The organism is Achromobacter xylosoxidans, assembly GCF_014490035.1.
Taxonomy (GTDB): domain Bacteria; phylum Pseudomonadota; class Gammaproteobacteria; order Burkholderiales; family Burkholderiaceae_B; genus Achromobacter; species Achromobacter bronchisepticus_A.
Genome location: NZ_CP061008.1, coordinates 2,228,946 through 2,248,790 on the forward strand (window position 1 = coordinate 2,228,946; position 19,845 = coordinate 2,248,790).

General features: G+C 66.2%; 14 protein-coding genes. 3 read left to right on the forward strand and 11 right to left on the reverse strand.

Going from position 1 to position 19,845, the window contains the following annotated elements; translation table 11 throughout:
* Positions 1-25 precede the first annotated feature (25 nt).
* The 6 genes from IAG39_RS10540 to IAG39_RS10565 all read right to left on the reverse strand — a co-directional run bounded on the left by IAG39_RS10540 (position 26) and on the right by IAG39_RS10565 (position 10,225).
* Complete coding sequence (locus IAG39_RS10540) at positions 26-2,416, reverse strand: 3-hydroxyacyl-CoA dehydrogenase/enoyl-CoA hydratase family protein (protein WP_118933700.1); 2,391 nt, start codon at positions 2,414-2,416, stop codon at positions 26-28.
* A 67-nt stretch (positions 2,417-2,483) separates the two neighbouring features.
* A complete protein-coding gene (locus IAG39_RS10545; RefSeq protein ID WP_059372156.1) occupies positions 2,484-3,806 on the reverse strand; it encodes an OmpP1/FadL family transporter in 1,323 nt (440 codons plus the stop codon).
* A gap of 77 nt (positions 3,807-3,883) precedes the next feature.
* Entirely contained in the window at positions 3,884-5,842 is a 1,959-nt protein-coding gene (locus IAG39_RS10550; RefSeq protein ID WP_187774094.1) for a 3-hydroxyacyl-CoA dehydrogenase NAD-binding domain-containing protein, read from the reverse strand.
* A complete protein-coding gene (locus IAG39_RS10555) occupies positions 5,839-7,134 on the reverse strand; it encodes an acetyl-CoA C-acetyltransferase (RefSeq protein ID WP_118933843.1) in 1,296 nt (431 codons plus the stop codon). The genes IAG39_RS10550 and IAG39_RS10555 overlap by 4 nt, the downstream gene beginning before the upstream one ends.
* A gap of 29 nt (positions 7,135-7,163) precedes the next feature.
* Entirely contained in the window at positions 7,164-9,512 is a 2,349-nt protein-coding gene (locus tag IAG39_RS10560) for an acyl-CoA dehydrogenase (protein ID WP_118933842.1), read from the reverse strand.
* Between the two features lie 47 nt (positions 9,513-9,559).
* Positions 9,560-10,225: a TetR/AcrR family transcriptional regulator gene (locus tag IAG39_RS10565; RefSeq protein WP_059372165.1), complete on the reverse strand. Its 666-nt coding sequence runs from the start codon at positions 10,223-10,225 to the stop codon at positions 9,560-9,562.
* A gap of 381 nt (positions 10,226-10,606) precedes the next feature.
* On the opposite strand from IAG39_RS10565, the gene IAG39_RS10570 reads away from it, so the two are divergent.
* From IAG39_RS10570 to IAG39_RS10580, 3 genes are all read left to right on the forward strand, one after another.
* Entirely contained in the window at positions 10,607-12,211 is a 1,605-nt protein-coding gene (locus IAG39_RS10570) for a hypothetical protein (RefSeq protein ID WP_118933841.1), read from the forward strand.
* Positions 12,212-12,775: 564 nt separating this feature from the next.
* Positions 12,776-13,528 carry a response regulator transcription factor gene (locus IAG39_RS10575; RefSeq protein WP_059372168.1) on the forward strand — a complete coding sequence of 251 codons (753 nt, stop codon included), beginning with the start codon at positions 12,776-12,778 and terminating at the stop codon, positions 13,526-13,528.
* 360 nt (positions 13,529-13,888) lie between these two features.
* Positions 13,889-14,554, forward strand: coding sequence for a response regulator transcription factor (locus IAG39_RS10580; protein ID WP_059372171.1), 666 nt, complete (start codon positions 13,889-13,891; stop codon positions 14,552-14,554).
* Positions 14,555-14,703: 149 nt separating this feature from the next.
* On the opposite strand, the gene IAG39_RS10585 is transcribed toward IAG39_RS10580, so the two are convergent.
* From IAG39_RS10585 to IAG39_RS10605, 5 genes are read right to left on the reverse strand one after another with little or no spacing between them, the layout of a single operon-like run.
* Entirely contained in the window at positions 14,704-15,960 is a 1,257-nt protein-coding gene (locus IAG39_RS10585) for a glycosyltransferase WbuB (protein ID WP_059372821.1), read from the reverse strand.
* Positions 15,957-16,517, reverse strand: coding sequence for a putative colanic acid biosynthesis acetyltransferase (locus IAG39_RS10590; protein WP_059372172.1), 561 nt, complete (start codon positions 16,515-16,517; stop codon positions 15,957-15,959). Before IAG39_RS10590 ends, IAG39_RS10585 begins: the two co-directional genes overlap by 4 nt.
* Positions 16,514-17,401 (reverse strand): glycosyltransferase family 2 protein, encoded by an 888-nt coding sequence (locus IAG39_RS10595; protein ID WP_059372178.1) that lies wholly within the window; start codon positions 17,399-17,401, stop codon positions 16,514-16,516. Before IAG39_RS10595 ends, IAG39_RS10590 begins: the two co-directional genes overlap by 4 nt.
* A 13-nt stretch (positions 17,402-17,414) precedes the next feature.
* Entirely contained in the window at positions 17,415-18,545 is a 1,131-nt protein-coding gene (locus IAG39_RS10600) for a glycosyltransferase (protein WP_118933840.1), read from the reverse strand.
* Positions 18,538-19,833 (reverse strand): O-antigen ligase family protein, encoded by a 1,296-nt coding sequence (locus IAG39_RS10605; RefSeq protein WP_118933839.1) that lies wholly within the window; start codon positions 19,831-19,833, stop codon positions 18,538-18,540. Before IAG39_RS10605 ends, IAG39_RS10600 begins: the two co-directional genes overlap by 8 nt.
* Between the last annotated feature and the right edge of the window lie 12 nt (positions 19,834-19,845).

Consider the following 19,845-nt stretch of genomic DNA (forward strand, 5'->3'; position numbering starts at 1 on the left):
GCCGCAGGCGCTGCGGGGGGTGGGCCTAGTTCCTCAGGGGCTTGCCGGTGTCGAGGGTGTGGCGGATGCGGGCTTGCGTCTCGGGCGTGCGCAGCAGCGCCACGAACTCCTTGCGCTCCACGGCCAGCAGCCATTCCTCGTCCACCTTGGCGCCGGTGTCGACCTCGCCGCCGCACAGGGCCACGGCGGCGCTGCGCGCCACGCGGTAGTCGTGCGCGCTGATCATGCCGCCTTCGCGCATGTTGACCAGCACCATTTCGAAGTTGGCAATGCCGTTGCGGCCCGCGACCGGAATGTCGCGCAGGCGGGGAGGCGGCGTGTAGCCGGCCTCGGCCGCGGCGCGCGCCTGGCCGATGGCGACATACAGCAGCTCGTCCGGATGGAACACGACGATGTCGTGTTCGCGGGCGAAACCCGTGGCGATGGCTTCCAGCGCGCTCTTGGCGACCTGTGCCGTGGCAATGGTCTGGAACACCGGCTGCAGATAGGGGAAGACCTCGCCCGGCGTGGCGGTCCTGGCGGCCAGCGCGGCGGCGCGGCCGGCGAATTCCTTGCTGCCGCCACCAGCCGGAATCAGCCCGACGCCGGCCTCGACCAGCCCGACATAGCTTTCCAGCGCCAGCACCCGGTGGGAGGCGTGCATCAGGAATTCGCAGCCGCCGCCCAGCGCCATGCCCTGCACGGCCGCCACGGTGGGAATCTGCGCGTACTTGAACGACTGCGAGGTGCGCTGGAACTTTTCAACCGTGGCTTCCAGCATGTCCCATAGTCCCGCGGCGCAGGCCTCGGAAACTTGTTGCAGGTTGGCGCCCACGGCGAAGGGCGCGTCGTGCCAGATGACCAGGCCGTCGTATTCGCGCTCGGCGCGCGCCACCGCCTGCAGGATGCCGTCGAGCACTTCCGCGCCCAGGGTGTGGTTCTTCGAGGTGACGGACAGGATGGCCACGCCGGCGTCGATCTGCGGCAGGTTCCACAGGCGTACGCCTTCGTTTTCCCAGATCGTGACGCCGCGCGCGCTGGCGCTTTCGCCGAATACGCGCTCGGGGAACAGCTGGCGGCGGTACACCGGCAGCGTCGAGCGCGCGCGCAGCTGGCCGGTGCGCGCGGAGTAGGAGCCTTCGGGCGCATGCACGCCGTTGCGGCCGGGCTCCAGCGCCCATGCCGGCAGCGGCGTGTCGCTCATGGCCTGGCCGGCGGCGATGTCCTCGGCCACCGCGGCGGCGATGGCCTGCCAGCCGGCGGCCTGCCAGGTTTCGAACGGGCCTTGGGCCCAGCCGAAGCCCCAGCGCATGGCCAGGTCCAGGTCGCGCGCGTTGTCGGCCACGTGTTCGAGCTGCACGGCGCTGTAGTGGAAGATGTCGCGGAACAGGCTCCAGAGGAACTGGGCCTGGGGATGGCTGCTTGCGCGCAGCGCGGCGAAGCGCTTGCCCGGGTCGCGCTCCTTGAGCAGGGCGGCGACTTCGTCGGCCAGCTTGCCCGCGCTGGGCACGTAGTCCTGCGCTTTCAGGTCCAGCACCAGGATTTCGCGGCCTTGCTTGCGGTAGACGCCGGCGCCGGTCTTCTGCCCCAATGCGCCCTTGGCGATCAGGGCGGAGAGCCACTCGGGCAGCTTGAAGTAGCGGTGCCAGGGGTCGTCCGGCAGATTCTTGTCCATGGTGCCGACCACGTGGGCCAGCGTGTCTAGGCCGACCACGTCGGCGGTGCGGTAGGTGGCGCTCTTGGGACGGCCGATCTTCGGGCCGGTCAGGGCGTCGACCTCATCGAATGCCAGGCCTAGGCGGGCCGTGTGGTGCATGGCCGCCAGGATCGAGAACACGCCGATGCGGTTGGCCACGAAGTTGGGCGTGTCCAGCGCGCGGATCACGCCCTTGCCCAGGGTCGAGGTCAGCCAGGTTTCAAGCTGGTCCAGCACGACGGGCTGGGTGTGCGAGGTGGCGATGATCTCCACCAGCCGCATGTAGCGGGGCGGATTGAAAAAGTGGATGCCGCAGAAACGGTCGCGCAGGCCCGCCGGCAGGGCATTGGCCAGCGCGTCGATCGACAGGCCCGAGGTATTGGAGGCGATGATGGCGCCAGGGGCCACGTGCGGCGCGATGCGCTCGTACAGCGCGGTCTTCCAGTCCATGCGTTCGGCGATGGCCTCGATGACCAGGTCGCAGCCGCGCAGCTGTTCCAGGTCGTCGTCGTAGTTGGCGGGCGTGATGTACGCCAGGCGCGCGGCGCCGGCCAGGGGCGCGGGCTCCAGCTTCTTCAGGCCGGCGATCGCCTTCTTGACCGTGCCGTTGCGGTCGCCTTCGGCGGCGGCCAGGTCGAACAGCGTGACGGGCACGCCGGCATTGGCCAGATGGGCGGCGATCTGCGCGCCCATGACGCCGGCCCCCAGGACGGCGACGTGTTTGACGACGAACTTGCTCAAGGCAGTCTCCTGAAAAGAGCGGAAGGCGGGGCCGGCCGGACCGGGCCGGGCCGCCATCCGGTGCGGGTTAGAAGCGGGACGACAGTTGTACGCCCAGGATGTGGGCATTGCTGTCATAGGTGCCCGCCACGCGGCCCTTGGTCAGCTGGTTGCCGGACGTGGTGTCGATGTCCGTCTTGCGCAGGTAGAGATAGGTATAGCCTACGTCCAGCGTGGTGTCCTTGGTGGCCTGCCACTGAATACCGGTCGAGAGCCAGTAGCGGTCATTGTCCGGCAGCGAGGTCGGACGGTCGGCTTCCTTGTACACGGGCGATTGGTCGAAGGCGACGCCGACTTTCCACTTCCAGTTGGGCGCGAACTTGTAGTTGGCGCCCAGGGCGACGCGCCAGCTGTCGCGGAAGTTCAGCGGCAGGTCGTCGTCGCGTGCGCCGACGCCCGAGTTGCGGATCTTCAGGTCGGGAATGCTGCTCCAGCCCGTCCACGAGATGTCGCCCAGCAGCTCCCAGCGTTCGTTCAGCTGGTGCGCCGCGCTCAGGATCAGGGTGTCGGGCAGGGTCACGGACGCCTTGGCGTCGAACGACACCGAATTGCCGCGCGGATAGATGCTGGTGATGTCGGTGTCGCCCTTGGCCGTGTGCTTGATCTGCGAACGGTAGGACAGGCCGATGCGGGTGTCGTCCGTGGGTTGCAGCATGAAGCCCACGTTCCAGCCCCAGGCGTCGCCCTTGAGGTTCAGGTCGGCGTCGCCGGTGGTGCCCAGGGGCATGCCGGGAACCGGCAGTACGGCCTTCTTCTTGTAGTTGGCGTCGATGTGCTGCCAGTTCACGCCAAAGCCCATGGAGAACTTTTCGTTGACCTTGTAGGCGATCGAGGGGTTGACGTTGATCGTCTTGATCTCGAATTTGTTGGAGTGGTACTGGCCCACCCAGCCGTCGTCGTATTCGGTCATGAGGCCGAACGGGGCGCCTACGCCCAGGCCGATGAACCACTGCTCGTTCAACTGCCAGGAGGCGTACATATTGGGCACCACGCCCAGGTTGCCGGCGTCGCCGCCGTTGCCGCCGGTCGGACGCGATCCGCCCAGGCCGGTGCCCGGCAGGCCGGGAATGCTGGGATTGCGGCTGTCGCCGTTGTCGGAAAACTTGAACGACGGCTTGATCAGGTTGACGCCGCCGGACACATTGAAGCCGGGCAGGTAGGTCATGCCGGCCGGGTTGTAATAGATGATGCTGGCGTTCTCCGGATTCGCCGCAGAGCCTGCATAGGCGTTGCCCAGGCCGCTGGCGTTCTGCTCCAGGAGCTGAAAGCCGGCCGAGTGCGTTGCCGTGGATGCGCCCAGGCCGACCACGAGGGCCGACAAGGTGCTCAGGGACAATGAACGTCTGCTCATGGTACTGCCTCCTCGTGATGGATAGATGTCTCTATGGCACTGCCGGTCTTGTCGTTCCGGTTTAGGGTGTACAGGTCCTAATCGGCCTCAGCCGGTCTTATACTTTGCAACGCGTTACTGCTTTGGTAATGCAAGGGGCCGCCCGTGAATGGCGCGAACCCCGTTCCGAAAATCACGCCCGCGTCGGCCAGGTCGGCGTCGGCGACGATGCCTGCGTCCACGCGCTGGCGCGTGGCGTCGATCAGCGGTTGTATCAGGCGCTGCGCCAGGCCGGCGGGCGCGCCGGATTGGCTGGCGCCCTTGACCGGCTTGCCGTCGCGCCAGACGTAGAAGCCGCGGCCGCTCTTCTTGCCCAGGTCGCCGCGCGCCAGGCGCTCGGCCAGGCAGCGCGGCGGCTCGGCGCCGCCAGCAAGTTCCGCGCCTGCCGCGCGAGCGATGTCCAGCCCCACGGTATCGGCCAGCTCCAACGGCCCCATCGGCATGCCGAATGCCACCATGGCCGCGTCCACGGCTTCGGGCGCCAGGCCTTCGTCCACGCCGCGCATGGCCTGCAGCATGTAGGGCGCCAGCACGGCGTTGACCAGGAAGCCCGGTGCGCTCTTGACCGGCAGCGCCAGCTTGTCGATCTGGCCGACGAAGGCGCAGGCTCGGGCCTGCGTCTCGCCCGCGTCGCCGTCGGCGTGCACGACCTCCACCAGCGGCATCTTGGCCACGGGATTGAAGAAGTGGATGCCGACCAGCCGTTGGGGCTGCGCCAGGTCCGCGCGCAAGGTTTCCAGCGACAGGCTGGAGGTGTTGGTGGCGAGCAGCGCATCGGCCTTCATGCGCGGCTCCAGCGAGCGGTAGAGCGCGCGTTTGGCTTCGGGCTGTTCGCTGATGGCTTCGATGACGATGTCGGCCAGCGGCACGCCGCCGCCTGCGGGATCCGGCACCAGGCGGTCGAACGCCGCGCGCGCGAGCCGCGGATCCTTCAGGCGGCGCGAGAACAGCTGGGCAGCGCGCTTGATGGCGGGCGCGATGCGCGCCATGTCCTGGTCCTGCAAGGTGACCGTCATGCCCTTGAGCGCACACCAAGCCGCGATGTCGCCGCCCATCACGCCGGCGCCGACCACGTGCACGTGGCGCGCGGGCACAATGCCGGCCTGCTTGCCGTTGGCCTTCAGCCGTTCCTGCAGGCGGAACACCCGCAGCAGATTGCGGGCGGTGTCGGAGGAAATGATGCGCTCGATCAGCGCGGGCGCCTGCAAGGCGTTGCCGCCGTGCTTTTCCCAGATCTCGACGATGGCGGGCGCGGCCGGATAGTGGCCCAGGGGATCCTTGGCCGCGATCTGCTTACGGGCGCGGTTGGCGACGATGGCCTTGAGCGGCCAGCGGTTGGCCCAGGCCCCGAAGCCGCGCGCGCGCCGGGGCGCCTTGCGCGACAGCACGGTCTGGCGCGCGGCCGCCAGCAGCAGGCGAGGCGGCACGCGCGCGTCCGCCAGGCCCAGCGCGGCGGCGCGGCGCGCGTCGGCGCCGCGGCCGGTCAGCATCATGTCCAGCGCGGCAGGCGCGCCGATCAGCCGCGGCAGGCGCAGCATGCCGCCCCAGCCGGGAAAGATGCCGAGCATGACCTCGGGCAAGGCCAGTGAAGTCCCCGGTTGGTCCGCCACCAGGCGGTAGCGGCAGGCCAGCGCCAGTTCGAGGCCGCCACCCAGGCAGTGGCCCTGGATCAGGGCCAGCGTGGGGTAGCGCACCGCGGCCAGGCGGTTGAACAGGTCCCAGCCGCGTGCCACCAGCGCGCGCGCCTGTTCGGGCGTGTCCAGGCTGGCGAACTCGTTGACGTCGGCGCCCACGACGAAGCCCGTGGCCTTGCCGGAGCGGATGACCAGGCCCGTGGGCGGGGCCGCGTCCAGCGCGTCCAGCACCACCGCAAGTTCGCTCATGGCGTCGGCGGACAAGGCGTTGACCGCGCTGCCGGCGCGGTCGAAGGTCAGCCAGGCCAGGCCGTCGGCATCGCGCTCCAGGCGCCAGTGCGCCAGCGTGTCGATAGTCGTCATGAGCGATCCTCGTCCAGGGTTTCGACCAGCATCGCGCCGCCTTGGCCGCCGCCGATGCAGATGGCCGCCATGCCGCGCCTGGCGCCGCGGCGCTTCAGGGCCGCCAGCAGGTGCAGCACGATGCGGGCGCCGGAAGCGCCCACGGGATGGCCGATGGCGATCGCGCCGCCGTCGACGTTGAGCCGGGCCGGGTCGAGGTCGCCCCAGGCCGGCGTGCCGAAGTGCTCCTGGCAATAGGCATCGTCGCGCCAGGCCGCCAGGCAGCCTAACACCTGGGCGGCGAAGGCCTCGTTGATTTCCCACAAGTCCAGGTCATTGAGGCCCAGGCCGTGGCGCTGCATGATCGGCGTGGCCGCGTGCACCGGCCCCAGGCCCATCTGCGCGGGATCGAGGCCGGCCCATTGGCTGTCGACGATGCGGCCCAGCGGCCGCAGGTTCCATTTGCGCACCGCTTCCTCGGAAGCGAGGACCAGCATGGCGGCGCCGTCGGTCACTTGCGAGCTGTTGCCCGCGGTGATGTTGCCCCAGGGCTTGTCGAAAACGGGCTTGAGCTTGGCGAGCTTCTCGGGCGTGGAATCATCGCGCACGCCGTCGTCGTCGGGGTACAGCTTGCCCTGCGTGTCGATCAGCGGCGAGATCTCGCCCAGCGCGCCGACCGCGCGGGCCGCCAGCGCGCGCGCGTGGCTTTGCGCCGCATAGGCGTCCATGGCGGCGCGGTCGATGCCGAAGCGGGTGGCGACGTTCTCGGCGGTCTGCCCCATGGACAGGCCGACCACTGGATCGGTCAGGCCCTTGAGCAGACCGATGACGGGGGCGAGGTTGCGCAGCCGGAAGCGGCCCAGCGCCGCGAGCTTGGCGCCTGCGCCGCGCGCGGCATACCAGCTGGCCAGCCAACGCACCATCTCGTCCGAATACAGCACCGGCGCGCGCGACAGCGCGTCCGTGCCGCCGGCCAGCACCAGTTCCGAACGGCCGGACTGGATGTTGGCCACTGCGGAATCCAGCGCCTGCATGCCCGAGGCGCAATTGCGCATGACGGTCCAGCCCGGCACCTTGTTGCCGCAGCCCAGGCGCAGCGCGATCACTCGGCCGATGTTCACTTCGTCAGGCGAAGGCGCGGCGCAGCCCACGATGACCTCGTCCAGGTCGGTGGGCGCATAAGGCTGGCGCAGCAGCAGCGCGCGGCCCGCCTGCACGGCCAGATCGCCGGCGGAGAAGGGACCCGGGCCGGTGCGCGCCTTCAGGAAAGGCGTGCGGGTGCCGTCGACGACGTAAACCGGTTTGAATGCCATCCGATTTCTCCTTTCAGGCGGCCCTGCGTTCAGGCGGCCCTGCGTTCGGCTGCGGGGCTGCCCTGGTCCGCGGCGCGCAAGTCAAAGGCGAAATCATCCACTTTCACCACCGTGTCGCGCAAGCGGTTGCGGCGTTTCACCACTGCGTATTCTTCGGCGGTGATGCCGCCGATGGCGAAGGCGGCATCGGCGATGTCGCGCACGTTGGCCTGCGGATTGCCGTCAAGCGCGCCGCGCTTTTCAAGTTCGCGGATCTTGGCTTCGATGGGCTCGGCGTCCAGCGTGGCGGCCAGCGCCAGCTCGATTGCGCCCACCGGTTCGGCCTCGGTCGCGGGCAGGTGGCAGCCGGCGGTCAGGCGGTCGCGCGTCGCGCTTGGGTTGATCAGCAGCCGCGCAACGTCCTGGCCCAGCTGGTCCGAGGGCAGGGCTTGCGTGCGGCCCCAAGGCAAGACCAGGCGGCGCAGGCTCCAGGCGACGAAACGGTTGGGGTAGTTTTCCAGCACGCCTTCGATGGCTTCCTGCAGCTTGTACAACGCATCCTGGATGGACCAGTGCGCCAGCGGCGCGTCGGCCGCCTGGCGGCCTTCGTCTTCGAAGCGCTTGAGCGTGGCGCTGATCAGGTACATCTGCGACAGCACGTCGCCCAGGCGCGCCGACAGGCGCTCGCGGCGCTTGAGGCTGCCGCCCAGCACCAGCATCGAGGTGTCGGCCAGCAGCGCGAAGGCGGCGCTGTAGCGGCTGAGCAATTGGTAGTAGCGCTTCATTTCCGGCGCGACGTCGGCGTTGACGCCGACGAAACGCGCGCCGGTGAGGGCGGTGCCCAGGGCGCGCAGCTTGTTCTTTGCGACGAAGCCCACGTGGCCCCAGAAGGCGCGGTCGAAATCATCCAGGCCGCGCTTGCGGTCGGGCGATTGCGCGGCCTGCATTTCAGCCAGCACGTAGGGATGGCAGCGGATCGCGCCCTGGCCGAAGATGATCAGGCTGCGCGTGAGGATGTTGGCCCCTTCCACCGTGATGCCGATCGGAATCTGCTGGTAGGCGCGGCCCAGGAAGTTGGACGGCCCCAGGCAGATGCCCTTGCCGCCGATGACGTCCATGCCGTCGTTGACGACCTGGCGCGCCCGTTCGGTCACGTGGTACTTGACGATGGCGGACACGACCGAGGGTTTCTCGCCCAGGTCCACGGCGCCCGCCGTCATGCTGCGCGCGGCGTCCATCATGTAGGTGTTGCCGCCGATGCGCGCCAGCGCTTCCTCCACGCCTTCGAACTTGCCGACGGGCGTGCGGAACTGGCTGCGCACGCGCGCATAGCCACCCACCGCCCGCGTCGTCAGCTTGGACATGCCGGTGTTGGAAGAGGGCAGCGAGATCGAGCGTCCCGCCGCCAGGCATTCCATCAGCATGCGCCAGCCCTGGCCCGCCATGGCCGGGCCGCCGATGATGAAATCCAGCGGCATGAAGACGTCCGCGCCGCGCGTGGGGCCATTCATGAACATGGCGTTCAGCGGGAAATGGCGGCGGCCGGTGTCCACGCCCGGATGGTCGTGCGGCACCAGCGCGCAGGTGATGCCCAGGTCTTTCGCGCCGCCCAGCAGGCCGTCGGGATCGTACAGGCGGAACGCCAGGCCCAGCAGGGTGCATACAGGCGCCAGGGTGATGTAGCGCTTGTCCCAGGTGACCCTCATGCCTATCACTTCGCGGCCTTGCCATTCGCCCTTGCAGACGATGCCGCTGTCGGGGATGGCCGCGGCGTCGGAGCCGGCCCAGGGGCTGGTCAGCGCGAAGGCGGGTACTTCCTCGCCGCGCGCCAGGCGCGGCAGGTAGTGGTTCTTCTGCTCGTCGGTGCCGTAATGCAGCAGCAGCTCGGCCGGGCCGAGCGAGTTGGGCACCATGACCGAGACCGCCAGCGCCGACGAGCGCGTGGACAGCTTGGTCACGATTTCGGAATGGGCATAGGCCGAGAACCCCAGGCCCCCATATTGCTTGGGAATGATCATGCCCAGGAAACCCTGGGTCTTCAGGTAGCTCCAGACCTCTGCCGGCAGGTCGTGGCTTTCCTGGGTGACATGCCAGTCATTGACCATGCGGCAGGCCTCTTCGGCCTGGACGTCGAGGAAACGCTGCTCGTCATCGCTCAGGCGCGGGCGGGGATAGGCCAGCAGGCGGCTCCAGTCGGGCCGGCCGCGGAACAGCTCGCCTTCCCACCACACCGTACCGGCCTCCAGCGCATCGCGCTCGGTGTCCGACATCTGCGGCAGCACCTTGCGGTACAGATTGAAGATCGGCGCCGACAACAGGGCGCGGCGGATCGGACGCACGCCCAGCAAGACCGCCGCCAGGAGCGCGACGATGACCAGAGCGTAGATGACTGCGTGCATTTTCTTGTCTCCGTGGAGGTTCTGTTCCGTCTGCGGGCGCGTGGCGCTCAGGGCACGTGCGGCAGGGGCGAGCGCAGGCCGCCGAGCAGAAAGCTCATCAGGCGCGGCAGCAGCAGGTTGGGGTTATCCGGTTGCTCGGCGTCGTCTATGGTCCAGCCCGTGACCGAGCGCAACAGGTCGGTGCCGATGATGGCGTACGAGGTGGCGCCCAGCATGAACTGGAAGCGCCACATGATTTCCGCGCGGGGTACGTCGGGCAGGGCCGCGAACAGCGCGTTGCGGTAGCGCTCCAGCACGTCCGCGTACTCCTCCGCGAACAGCGCGCGGATGAAATCGGAGGGGTCGGTCATGGTGCGTTCTAGCAGCGGCAGGAAGGTGCTGCCCGCCTGCGCGGGATCCGCCGCCAGGCGCAGCAACGTGCCGAAGAAGGCATCCACGATCTGCGACGGCTTCAGGGGCCTGCCTTCGGCTTGCGTCTCCAGTTCATCCAAAAGTCGCAAGCGCTCGCGGTTCAGCACTTCCAGGCGGCGTTTGAGCACCGCCTGCACGAGTGACTCCTTGGAGCCGAAGTGGTAGTTGACCGACGCCAGATTGACGCCGGCGGCCGCGGTGATCTGGCGCATCGAGGTGCCATCGTGTCCCTGCTGGGCAAACAAGGCCTCGGCGGTGTCCAGGATGGACTCACGGGTGAGGGATGGTCTGATTTCTTGCATAAGGTTGAATTCAAACGTTTGTTTAAAAACAATTATGCGTGAGAGATGGTTGAGACGCGAGCCTCGGCTATCCCCAATAGGGTTTACCACTACCGGCGCGCGATTCCAGCGTTCAGGACCGACCGGATTTTCGCCAGCCTCCGCCAGAGGGATGACAAATCTCATGCGGAGGGAGTAACGATTTCCTAGTGTTTGCGCATGATCCTGAGCCATTCGTCCTCGGACTGCCGACCTAGGATGAATGTGGTCTGGAACGGAGGCGCAAAACCCCGCAGTATCAGCGCGAGGAGTTGATTCTGTCGCGCCCCTGAATACGCAATGGCTAGCCCGTTCGCCCTACCGGACGGAAGGCCGATCAGCCCTGGCACAGGAGCAGGAGAAATGAAAACCTACAGAGTGGGACTGCTGGTTGACGGGTACGAGCAACCCGGTTGGATGCATGAGATGGTGGATTGGCTCAGGCATAGCCAGGATTTTGAAGTCGCTGCTTTGCTGGTGATAAGCGAGGAGGGCGGCGAGAAAGCGCCCCGCCTGGGCGTGCGCGCCCTGTTTGGCGCCCTGTCGCGTCTGGAAGCGCGGCTGTTGCCGGCAAAGCAGCGGCAGGCGCTTGCGTGCCGCGACATGCGGGAAAGCGTGCCGCAGGATACGGCCGCTGTCCTGTCGCTGGCGCCTGGCATGTCCGCGGACGAGATGCAGGGGCAGGTCGCGGCGCTGGGCCTGGACCTGGTCATCACGCTGGGCGCATCGCCGGCCACGCGTGAACAAATGGCGGGCTGGACGCGGCTGGGGGTATGGCAGCTGAGCTATTCGGATATTGCGGTGGCGACCAGCCGCTATGCCGGCTTCTGGGAGGTCTATCAGCGCGAAGATCACACCACGGTGAAACTCTGGCGCGTCGGACCGCGAGAGGACCAGGACGAACTGCTGGACCAGCGCAGTTTCAACACCGAAGTGTTCTGGTTGAAGAATCAGGCGCGCGCGTTCAGCCTGGGGAATTTCATGGTGTACGACGCGCTGCAGACGCTGGCGCGCGTCAAGCAAGGCGTTGCGCCGCCGAGCATGCAGATCATGAGCGGCTTGCGGCGCGATGATCCGGTGGAATGGGATAGCGCCGCATATATTGCGCGTCAGGCCTGGTTAATGTCGGATTTGATTGTGCGCCGCGTCATGAAACGCAATGTGCGCTGGCGGATCGGCATGTTTCCCTCTGCGCGGCAGCAGGCGGTGGTATCCGAGGCCATGGTGTTGCAGCCACCCAAGGGCAGATTTTTTGCGGATCCGTTCGTATATACCCAGGATAAAAAGCCGTATATATTTTTCGAGGATTACGATTTTACTTCCCGCAAGGGCACGATCTCGGTCGCGACCTACTCCGACGGGGCTTTCCGCCTGTTGGGGACGGCCTTGAACCTGCCCTACCACCTGTCATTTCCCTATATATTCGAGCACGAAGGCGTCACCTACATGGTGCCGGAGACTTGCGGAAATCGTAGTATTGAACTCTGGAAATGCACCGATTTTCCGCTTAAGTGGGAGCTTGATGTAAATTTGATGACGAATATATCCGCCGTCGATACCATTATTTTCAAGCACGGCGAATACTGGTGGTTATTAACTAATATTGACCGGACCGACGGTCAAAGCCATTGCGACGAATTATTCGCTTTCTTTTCGGATTCGCCGCGCTCGACCGAGTGGACGCCGCATGCCTGCAACCCCATCGTGCGCAACCCGATGCGGGCGCGCAACGCCGGAATCGTTGTGTCGCCTGGCGGAGAGGTGATCCGCTGTGCTCAGTACCAGGGCTTCTGCCACTACGGCAAGGGCGTGTCGCTGAACCGGATCGAGGAACTAACGCCATCCACCTACGTGGAAACGGACGGCGAAATCCACTACGCAAGTTTCCTGAGAAAACGCCATGCTTCGATGCACCATTGGCATCATCAGGGCGGGCATACGGTATTTGACTTCGCCTATATGGAGTAAATCGTTCCGGAAACGCAAAAATAAAAATGTTACCTATATTTCGATTACGAGAAAGACGCACGGGCTTGATGTGTCCGCGGAAACATATAGACAGTTATTGTCCTGGTTCCGGAACTTCCAGGCCGCGCCCGGCGGATGCCGCGGCGCGGCTTTTTTACGGCTGTAACATCGGCCTGCCTTAGCCTGGAAGCCACGTCCGTCCTGCATCTTCCATAGGGAAAGCGCAAGCTCCTCATGGGGAATTCCTGGTGAAAACCCTAGCGCCGGAATGGATGAGATGCGCGTCTCGTCCGGATTTACGATGATGATTAAGGCTAACGAATGATTTCTGTTTTTGTCGGATTATATCGAGCCGAAACGTCTTGATTTTGACAATTTCGAACCATAAGATGGGTCCATGCCATCCGTTATGTTGGCTACCAAAGTCTCCCAGCCCAAATGCTCCGGTTCAGCTTCATTAGATATTCCGGAATATTGCGGACTCGCACCGCGGGGTTGGAAAAAAAATAGTCTTCAGCACAGCGAAGATCCCTTCTAGGCCCGTCGAAAAACCGGGAGGACACCATGGCCAAGATGGTCCTGATTGAAGCCCATCCGCTCCTGCGGTTGGGGTTGTGGCAGATTCTGAGCAAGTTGGATGATGTGTGGGAAATCGAGGGGATGGGTTTGGCTGACATCTCCAAGGCGGACGGCGTGCACGCGGGCGCCGACCTGTTGATCTACGGATTGCCGGTGGATACCGACGAAGCATGGAGCGCGCTGCATGAAATCCAGCGCGTGCTCACGCCCAAGCGGATCCTGCTTCTGACGGACGTCATGCCCCTGCCCATGCCGGTGCAGGGCCTGCCCGGGGCAAGCGTCTACGGCTGCCTGATGAAGACGGCCTCGGTGGAGATCCTTGAAGCGGCCATCCGCCTGGTCATGGCGGGCGGGCAGTGCTTCCCCAGCGAACAGGCGTTGCAGGCTCCCGCGCAAACGGTCTGCGCCTTGCCGGCCCGGGAAGCCGACGATGCCGCCGCCAGCAAGGGTTCCATGCCCGTCAGCGCCGGCGCGCAGCTGCTGCAGATCACGCCGCGGCAATACGAGGTGCTGGTGTTGCTGGCGCGCGGTTATCCGATCAAGACCGTCAGCAGGATGTTGAACATTTCGGTGGCAACGGCCAAGACGCATGCATGCACGCTTTACCAGCGCTTGCATGTCAAGAACAAGGGCGAAGCCGTGTACGCAGCGCTGCAGCGTGGCGCGACCTTGGAATGGCATGAGCCCAATGGCAGGGATGTGGACGCCGGGCAGCTCTATGGGCGCAAGCTCGGGTAGCGCGGCCGTGGTTGCGCTGCCTGCCCGGCAGCCTGGAACGCAAGCGTTCCATTGCTGCCGGGTATGCGCATAGCCGTCATGGCTAATTCTTACACAGCAGTATCCGCGGTCGCAGTGCTGCTGCATTCCTCCACCAATCATCCTCCTGAACGAGATTCAGCGAACGTAGCCGCTGATAGCATGGGTTGTGTCCGCAAGACTGGATCGAGAGGGCGAACCACTCCGCCTCGCCATCGCGATTCCGTGCCGCGGACGAGATTCCCGTGAGGTCGGTGACGCCAGCAGCCTGCCGTTGCAGCAATGATGCGCCAGCGTCATGGGAACCGTGTATGGGCCATGCGTCACAAGGTTCCCCCCGGGATGACAACCGTACTGATCGAAGACTACGCTCTGCTCCGTGTCGCGATCCAGCATGTGCTGGAGCGTGCGCGGAACACCGACGATATTCTGGCCATCTCGCCAGCCCAATTGCTCACCATGTCCAGTTCGATCAATCGCCCAGTGGAGCTGCTGGTGATGGGTTGCAGCGGCCTGGCCGAGCAGGACGTCGGGCTCCTGTCCCAATCGATGGCGTTCTTCATGCCGCGGCTGGTGCTGGTGCTTTATTCGGTACTGGACCCGGGCGTCATGGCGGCGTGCGCGCGGGCGGGCGTCGCGGGCTACATGCCCAAGGCCTCCAGCCCCGATGCGCTGGCGGCCGCGGTCAGCCTCGTCATGGCGGGCGGCGAATGCTATCCGCAGCCCGCGGCCCGACCTCAGGGCGCCTCGCATCCGCCAACCCAGGAGCTGAGGGAACTGACCCAACGGCAGGAAGAGATCCTGCAGTTGCTGGTGCAGGGCAAGACCATGCGCGAGATCGGCCAGCAGGTCGGCATATCGGTGGCCACGGTGAAGAGCCATGCGCGCACGCTGTACTGGAAACTGAACGCGCGCAACCAGGCCGAGGCGGCCTATATCGCCGTGCAGATGGGACTGGTCAGAAGCGGCAACGGCGCAACGGCCGCCAAGCATGATCCCGATGCGTAGGATGGGTTAGGCGCGAGAGATCCGATGCAAGAGCGTTGGTCTCGAGCGCGCGTAACCCATCGCCAACCGCCCAAGGAAAATTGAACGCGTCGCAGCGTTGACGGCTTGCACGCGGCAGATGCGAAAGGCTTGTGCGGTCGTTCGGCCGTTCAAACGCCCGCGCCGCGGGCCGCATGCTTGCCCTTGGCCGCAACCAGCGCTTCGAATTCCTGTTCCGCCGCAGCCAGCACGCTGTCGACGTGCAGATGCGTCTGCGCGTACTGGCGCGCCGCGGCGCCCAGGGTTTCGCGGATCTGCGCGTTGTAGCTGAGCTTGCGCACCGCCTCGGCCATGGCGGCGCCGTCTTCCGGCGGCGTCAGCAGGCCGCAGCGCGCGACCACGCCGGCCAGCTCGGTGCCGGGCGCGGCGCCGCACACCACGGGCCGGCCGCTGGCCAGCATGCCGGTCAGCTTGGACGGCATCACCAGGTCGGCGGCGCCGGCGCGTTGCGGCAGCAGATGGATGTCGGCGGTGTTGAGCAGTTCGCCCAGGCGTTCGGCCGGCTGCAGGTCCAGGAAGACGACGCGGGCCAGGCCCTCGCATTGCTGCTGCAGCGGCGCGCGTTCGGGTCCCTGGCCGCAGAAGACGAACCACAGGCGCGTCTCGCGGCTGAGTCTGCGGGCCACGTCGGCCAGCGTCTGCAAGCCCTGCTTGCCGCCCATGTTGCCTGAATAAAGCGCAACGATGGCGTCGTGAGGAATGCCCAGCTCGGCGCGGTAGTCGCCGCCGCCGGCGCGCGGCGCGATCGCATCGACGTCGATCCAGTTGGGCAGCAGCACGGCGCGGCCCGGGTCCACGCCCTTGGCCCGCGCCAGGTCCAGCATGCGGTTGGAAATGGTGGACACGCGGTCGAAGCGGCGCATCAGCCAGCGTTCGGCCCTGAGCACCATGGCGCGCAGGCCGGCGCCCTTGAGCAGCCCCAGCTCGAACGCGGCGTCCACTTCATAGTCTTGGATGTGCAGCCAGGCGCGGGCGCCGCAAAGCCGCGCCGCCAGCCAGGCGGCGGGTGCGCAGAATAGCGCGGGTTCCACCACCAGGATGATGTCCGGCCGTCCCGCGGCCGCGCGCAACAGCGAGGGCAGGCTGGACAGGGCGAAGCTGGCCAGGTGGATCAGGCGCTTGAGGCCGCCCGGCCGTTCGGGAACCCAGAGCGGCGCGCGGCGTACGGTGACGCCGCGCAGGACTTCCTTGCGGTAGCGGCCGGCGCGATAGCCATCGTGCACCTGCCACTGCGGATAGTAGGGCGGGGCCGTCACCACGCTGACGTCGTGGCCGCGCGCAGCCAGCCATTCGGCCAGTTCGGCGCTGTATTTGCCGATACCTGTGAGTTCAGGCGCGTAGTTGATGCCGTAGATGAGGATTTTCATGCCGGGCCAGCCTGGCGCGGGCGTACCGGGCGGCATGGGTTGCCGTGGCACACCATGGCGGGCGGCATGTTGCGGAATACCGAGCTGCGCGCGCCGATCACGGCTTCACGTCCGACGGTCACGCCGGGGCCGATGAACACGTCGGTCGCCACCCACGCGCCGTCCTCGATGCGCACGGCGCGTTCGCGCAAGGGGAAATCGGGTTGCCCCGCATCGTGGTCGGCGGCGCACAGGTAGCTGCGTTGCGACACCACGGCGTGGGCGCCGATATGGATGGGTCCCAGGCTGTAGATGACCGCGTCGTCGCCGATCCAGGCGTAGTCGCCGATTTCGACCTTCCAGGGATAGGTCACGGTGGCGGTGGGCCGGATCAGGACCTTGCGGCCGACCCGCGCGCCGAAGCAGCGCAGCAGCCAGCGGCGAAAGCCATAGGCGACCTGCGGCGACCAGCGGAACAGCGTCGCCTGCACCGTCCACCAGAGCTGCACCGTCAGGGCGGAGCGGCCGCGCTGGCCGGGCGCCAGCGCAAAACGGTCGAGCTGTTGCAGGGCGCTCATTTGGCGGCTCCCGCCACGGCGTCGTCGCGCGCGGCGGCGGCGCTGGCCTGCCGCGCCTTCTGGATTTCCTCGGTCTTGATGCGGATCTGCCAGTAGTACATGGCGCGCGCCACCGCGTAGTCGTAGCCCGCCTTGCCGTCAAGGAAGCCCAGGCGGAACACATAGGAATGCAGGAACGAGATGGGCGCCTTGAACGGCATGGCCTGGAAGATGCGCTTGAGCAGGGCGCGCGCGCCCACGTTGGCCTCGCGCGGATCGTTCATCAGGCCTTTGGTGCGCAGGTTCGCTTCCCAGTCGGAATAGCGGTTGTGCTTGTCGAAGTAATGGAACAGCGAATCATGGTCGTTGTGCACCATGCGCTGGCGCAAGGCGAAGGTCTCGCCTTCGACTTGCGGCTGGTAGTGGCCTTCGACCTCCCACATGTGCGCCACGTCCAGGTCGTCATAGTCCAGGAAGCGCGAGCGGTCGCGCGCCAACAGGGCCAGCTTGTAGACGCGGTGCCCGTGTTCCAGCTTCTTGCCGCAGAACACGTAATCGAACGGCACGAAGGCGCCGCCCGCGCCCGCCGCGAAGCGCGGCAGGGCTTCGCGTATCTCGGCGGCCAGAGCGGGCGTCATCTCCTCGTCCGCGTCCACGTACAGCACCACCGGATGCGAGAACGGCAGCTGTTCCAGGCACCACTGCTTCTTCTTGGGGTACTTGCCGTTCCACTGGAAGTTGGAGACCTTGGCGCCCAGCGCCGTCGCCATGGCGCAGGTCGCGTCGGTGCTGTTGGAGTCCACCACGAATACTTCGTCGAATTCGACCAGCGCCTTCAGGCACTTGTTGATGTTGCGTTCCTCGTTCTTCGTCATGACGACGACCGATACCGGTATCTTCTGCATGATGCTGTCCTGTTCAGGGCGTGCCGCGCTGCATCAGCGGGCGGAAGAGGGCGATGACGTTGCGGCAGTGCCGTTCCAGGGAAAAGGCGTCGGCGCGTTCCGGGCCTTGCTCGGCAAACCGTTCACGCGTCTCCGCGTCATAGGCCAGGCGGCGCACCGCCTCGGCCAGGGCCGCGGCGTCGCCCACAGGAACCAGCAGGCCGTAGCGGCCGGAATCCAGGATTTCAGCCGGGCCATGGGGACAGTCGGTGGATATCACCGGCACCCCCAGGCACAGCGCCTCCACCAGCACATTGCCGAAGCTCTCGCGCAGGGAGGTCAGGGCGAATGCGCCGGCGCCCGCAATCACCGGGAACGGGTTGTCGATATGGCCGGCCAAGGTGACCGGGCTGCGCGAGCCGCGCTCATCGATGCGCTTTTGCAGGGCGGCGTGCTCGGATCCTTCGCCCAGGATGGTGAAGCGGATGCCGGGGTCGTCCAGCAGGGCGGCCGCGTCGATCAGCGTCGCATAGTCCTTCACCGCTTCGAGCCGGCCCACGGCCACGACATGGTAAGGCTCGGCTTGCGCGGATTCGTCGCCGCCGCGGCTGCCTTGCGCACGTACATTTTCCAGCGGCACGCCGTTGTAGATGGTGTGGACCTTGCCGCGCAGCGGCGGGAACATGCTGACCAGGTCTTCCTTGACGCCGCGCGATACGCCCACCACCGCATCGTGACGCCGGTAGGTCTGGCTGACCAGCCAGCATTTCAGGCGCCGCATGCGCGAGGCTCCGTAATGGATGGCCGGGCTGCTGTGTTCGAAGGCGACGGTGGCGAACTTGCCGCGCAGCAGCTTCTTGGCCGCCACCACCAGCATGTTGCACAAGAGGCCGTGCGAGCAGACGATGGCGGGCTTGTCGCGCCGGATCTGCATGAGCAGTTTGAAAAAGGCCACGGGCAGCATCAGCCGCAGCGCGGTCGGAGATTCGTTGACGGGGAGCGCCCGGGTTACCTTCGGATTGGATACGGGATACTCGCGGATACGCGAGCGCAGCAGGAACAAGGCGGAATCCACCCCTTGTTCCGGCAAGGCATCCACGATGAAGGCGACACATCTTCCTACGCCGCCGTGCAGGTCTGGCGCGACAAACAAGACATCAGGCATGTGGGATCACTCTAGTTGGCGTCCGGCGCGCAACGTCCGGGCGGTGGCTGGGGGCGGATGTCGTTCTTTGTTCTGGCACGGGCATGATCTGGGCATTGCGCATGAGCGACAGGCAATAGCACAGCAGGAACCCGGTGAAGGCGGTCTTGGGCGCGTACGCCAGGCCGCCGGAAAGCGAGTCGATGAAGATATAGATAGGCGCGGTGGCCAGCAGGTAGCGCCGGTGCAGCTCCAGGCCCGGATGCGCATATCGTCGGAACAGCGTGAGCAGCAGAATGAGCACGGGCGGCAGCATGATCATGAAGGTGCCGACCACGCCGAACTTCATCAGGTAGAAGGCCCAGGAATTGTGGGCGAAGGTACTCAGCTCGAAGCCGTTCTCGCCCATGACCCAGCTGCGAAAGCCCGCGCCCTTGCCGAACACCGGACTCTCCGCGAAGAAGTCCATTTGTCCCTGCATCTCCTGGACGCGTGCGCCATAGCTGGAGTCCTCGTCCAGGCGCTCGACGCTGAAGATGCGATTGGTGAGCACGTCCAGGTAGCCGATCGCGGCGAAGACCAGCACCCCGGCGACTGCCGCCGGCGCAAAGACCAGCACGGCGCGGCGCCGGATCTCGGGGCCCGCGCCCAATAGCACGGCGATGAACACCGAGATCGCCAGCTGCAGGTATTGGCTGCGGTTCAGCGAAAACACGAGGGCCAGCAGCATATAGACCGTCAGCGCGTAGGCCTTGGGTCCGGAAACGTTGAGCGTGCGCCGGAAGTACAGCAGCGACACCACGCCGAACGGGATGGCCCATACGCCCAGCCGCACGTTGCGCAGCGGATTCGCCACGCTGAAGCCTTGCAGCTGTTCGGCCAGCATCAGCGTGGCCACGGCCAGGCAGGCCGCCACGATGTACTTCTGCAGCACCGCGTAGGCGGCCGGGCTGTCGATATCCTTGTAGCAAAGAAAGGGCGTGCACAAGAAATAGAACACGATGCGCAGGTCCCGCGCCACGTCGCCGGTCTCGATGCCCGGATGATGCAGCGACACCAGGATCAGATAGATCACCGACACGGTCTGGATACCCAGCAGCATGCCCAGCATGCCGCGGGGCAGCGCATAGGCCGCGGGATCCGCGAGCCTCAACATCTTGACCACCAGCATGGCGACGAACAGGAAATCGAAGGGCGACAGCTTGAAGCTGCCGACGCCCAGGACGAAGTGGTCGTCGTTCAAGGCCAGCGCCGTGAAGGCGAACATGCCCAGCAGATGCAGGGTGGATAGGCGGCGGTGCGTGGTCATTGCGGCTCTTCT

Excerpts from the sequence above, each read along its gene's own strand:
- IAG39_RS10550 (WP_187774094.1), bottom strand. The coding sequence starts at position 5,842 with ATGACGACTATCGACACGCTGGCGCACTGGCGCCTGGAGCGCGATGCC.
- IAG39_RS10555 (WP_118933843.1), bottom strand. The coding sequence starts at position 7,134 with ATGGCATTCAAACCGGTTTACGTCGTCGACGGCACCCGCACGCCTTTC.
- IAG39_RS10585 (WP_059372821.1), bottom strand. The coding sequence starts at position 15,960 with ATGAAAATCCTCATCTACGGCATCAACTACGCGCCTGAACTCACAGGT.
- IAG39_RS10580 (WP_059372171.1), top strand. The coding sequence starts at position 13,889 with ATGACAACCGTACTGATCGAAGACTACGCTCTGCTCCGTGTCGCGATC.
- IAG39_RS10565 (WP_059372165.1), bottom strand. The coding sequence starts at position 10,225 with ATGCAAGAAATCAGACCATCCCTCACCCGTGAGTCCATCCTGGACACC.
- IAG39_RS10575 (WP_059372168.1), top strand. The coding sequence starts at position 12,776 with ATGGCCAAGATGGTCCTGATTGAAGCCCATCCGCTCCTGCGGTTGGGG.
- IAG39_RS10595 (WP_059372178.1), bottom strand. The coding sequence starts at position 17,401 with ATGCAGAAGATACCGGTATCGGTCGTCGTCATGACGAAGAACGAGGAA.
- IAG39_RS10560 (WP_118933842.1), bottom strand. The coding sequence starts at position 9,512 with ATGCACGCAGTCATCTACGCTCTGGTCATCGTCGCGCTCCTGGCGGCG.
- IAG39_RS10570 (WP_118933841.1), top strand. The coding sequence starts at position 10,607 with ATGAAAACCTACAGAGTGGGACTGCTGGTTGACGGGTACGAGCAACCC.
- IAG39_RS10605 (WP_118933839.1), bottom strand. The coding sequence starts at position 19,833 with ATGACCACGCACCGCCGCCTATCCACCCTGCATCTGCTGGGCATGTTC.
- IAG39_RS10590 (WP_059372172.1), bottom strand. The coding sequence starts at position 16,517 with ATGAGCGCCCTGCAACAGCTCGACCGTTTTGCGCTGGCGCCCGGCCAG.
- IAG39_RS10600 (WP_118933840.1), bottom strand. The coding sequence starts at position 18,545 with ATGCCTGATGTCTTGTTTGTCGCGCCAGACCTGCACGGCGGCGTAGGA.
- IAG39_RS10545 (WP_059372156.1), bottom strand. The coding sequence starts at position 3,806 with ATGAGCAGACGTTCATTGTCCCTGAGCACCTTGTCGGCCCTCGTGGTC.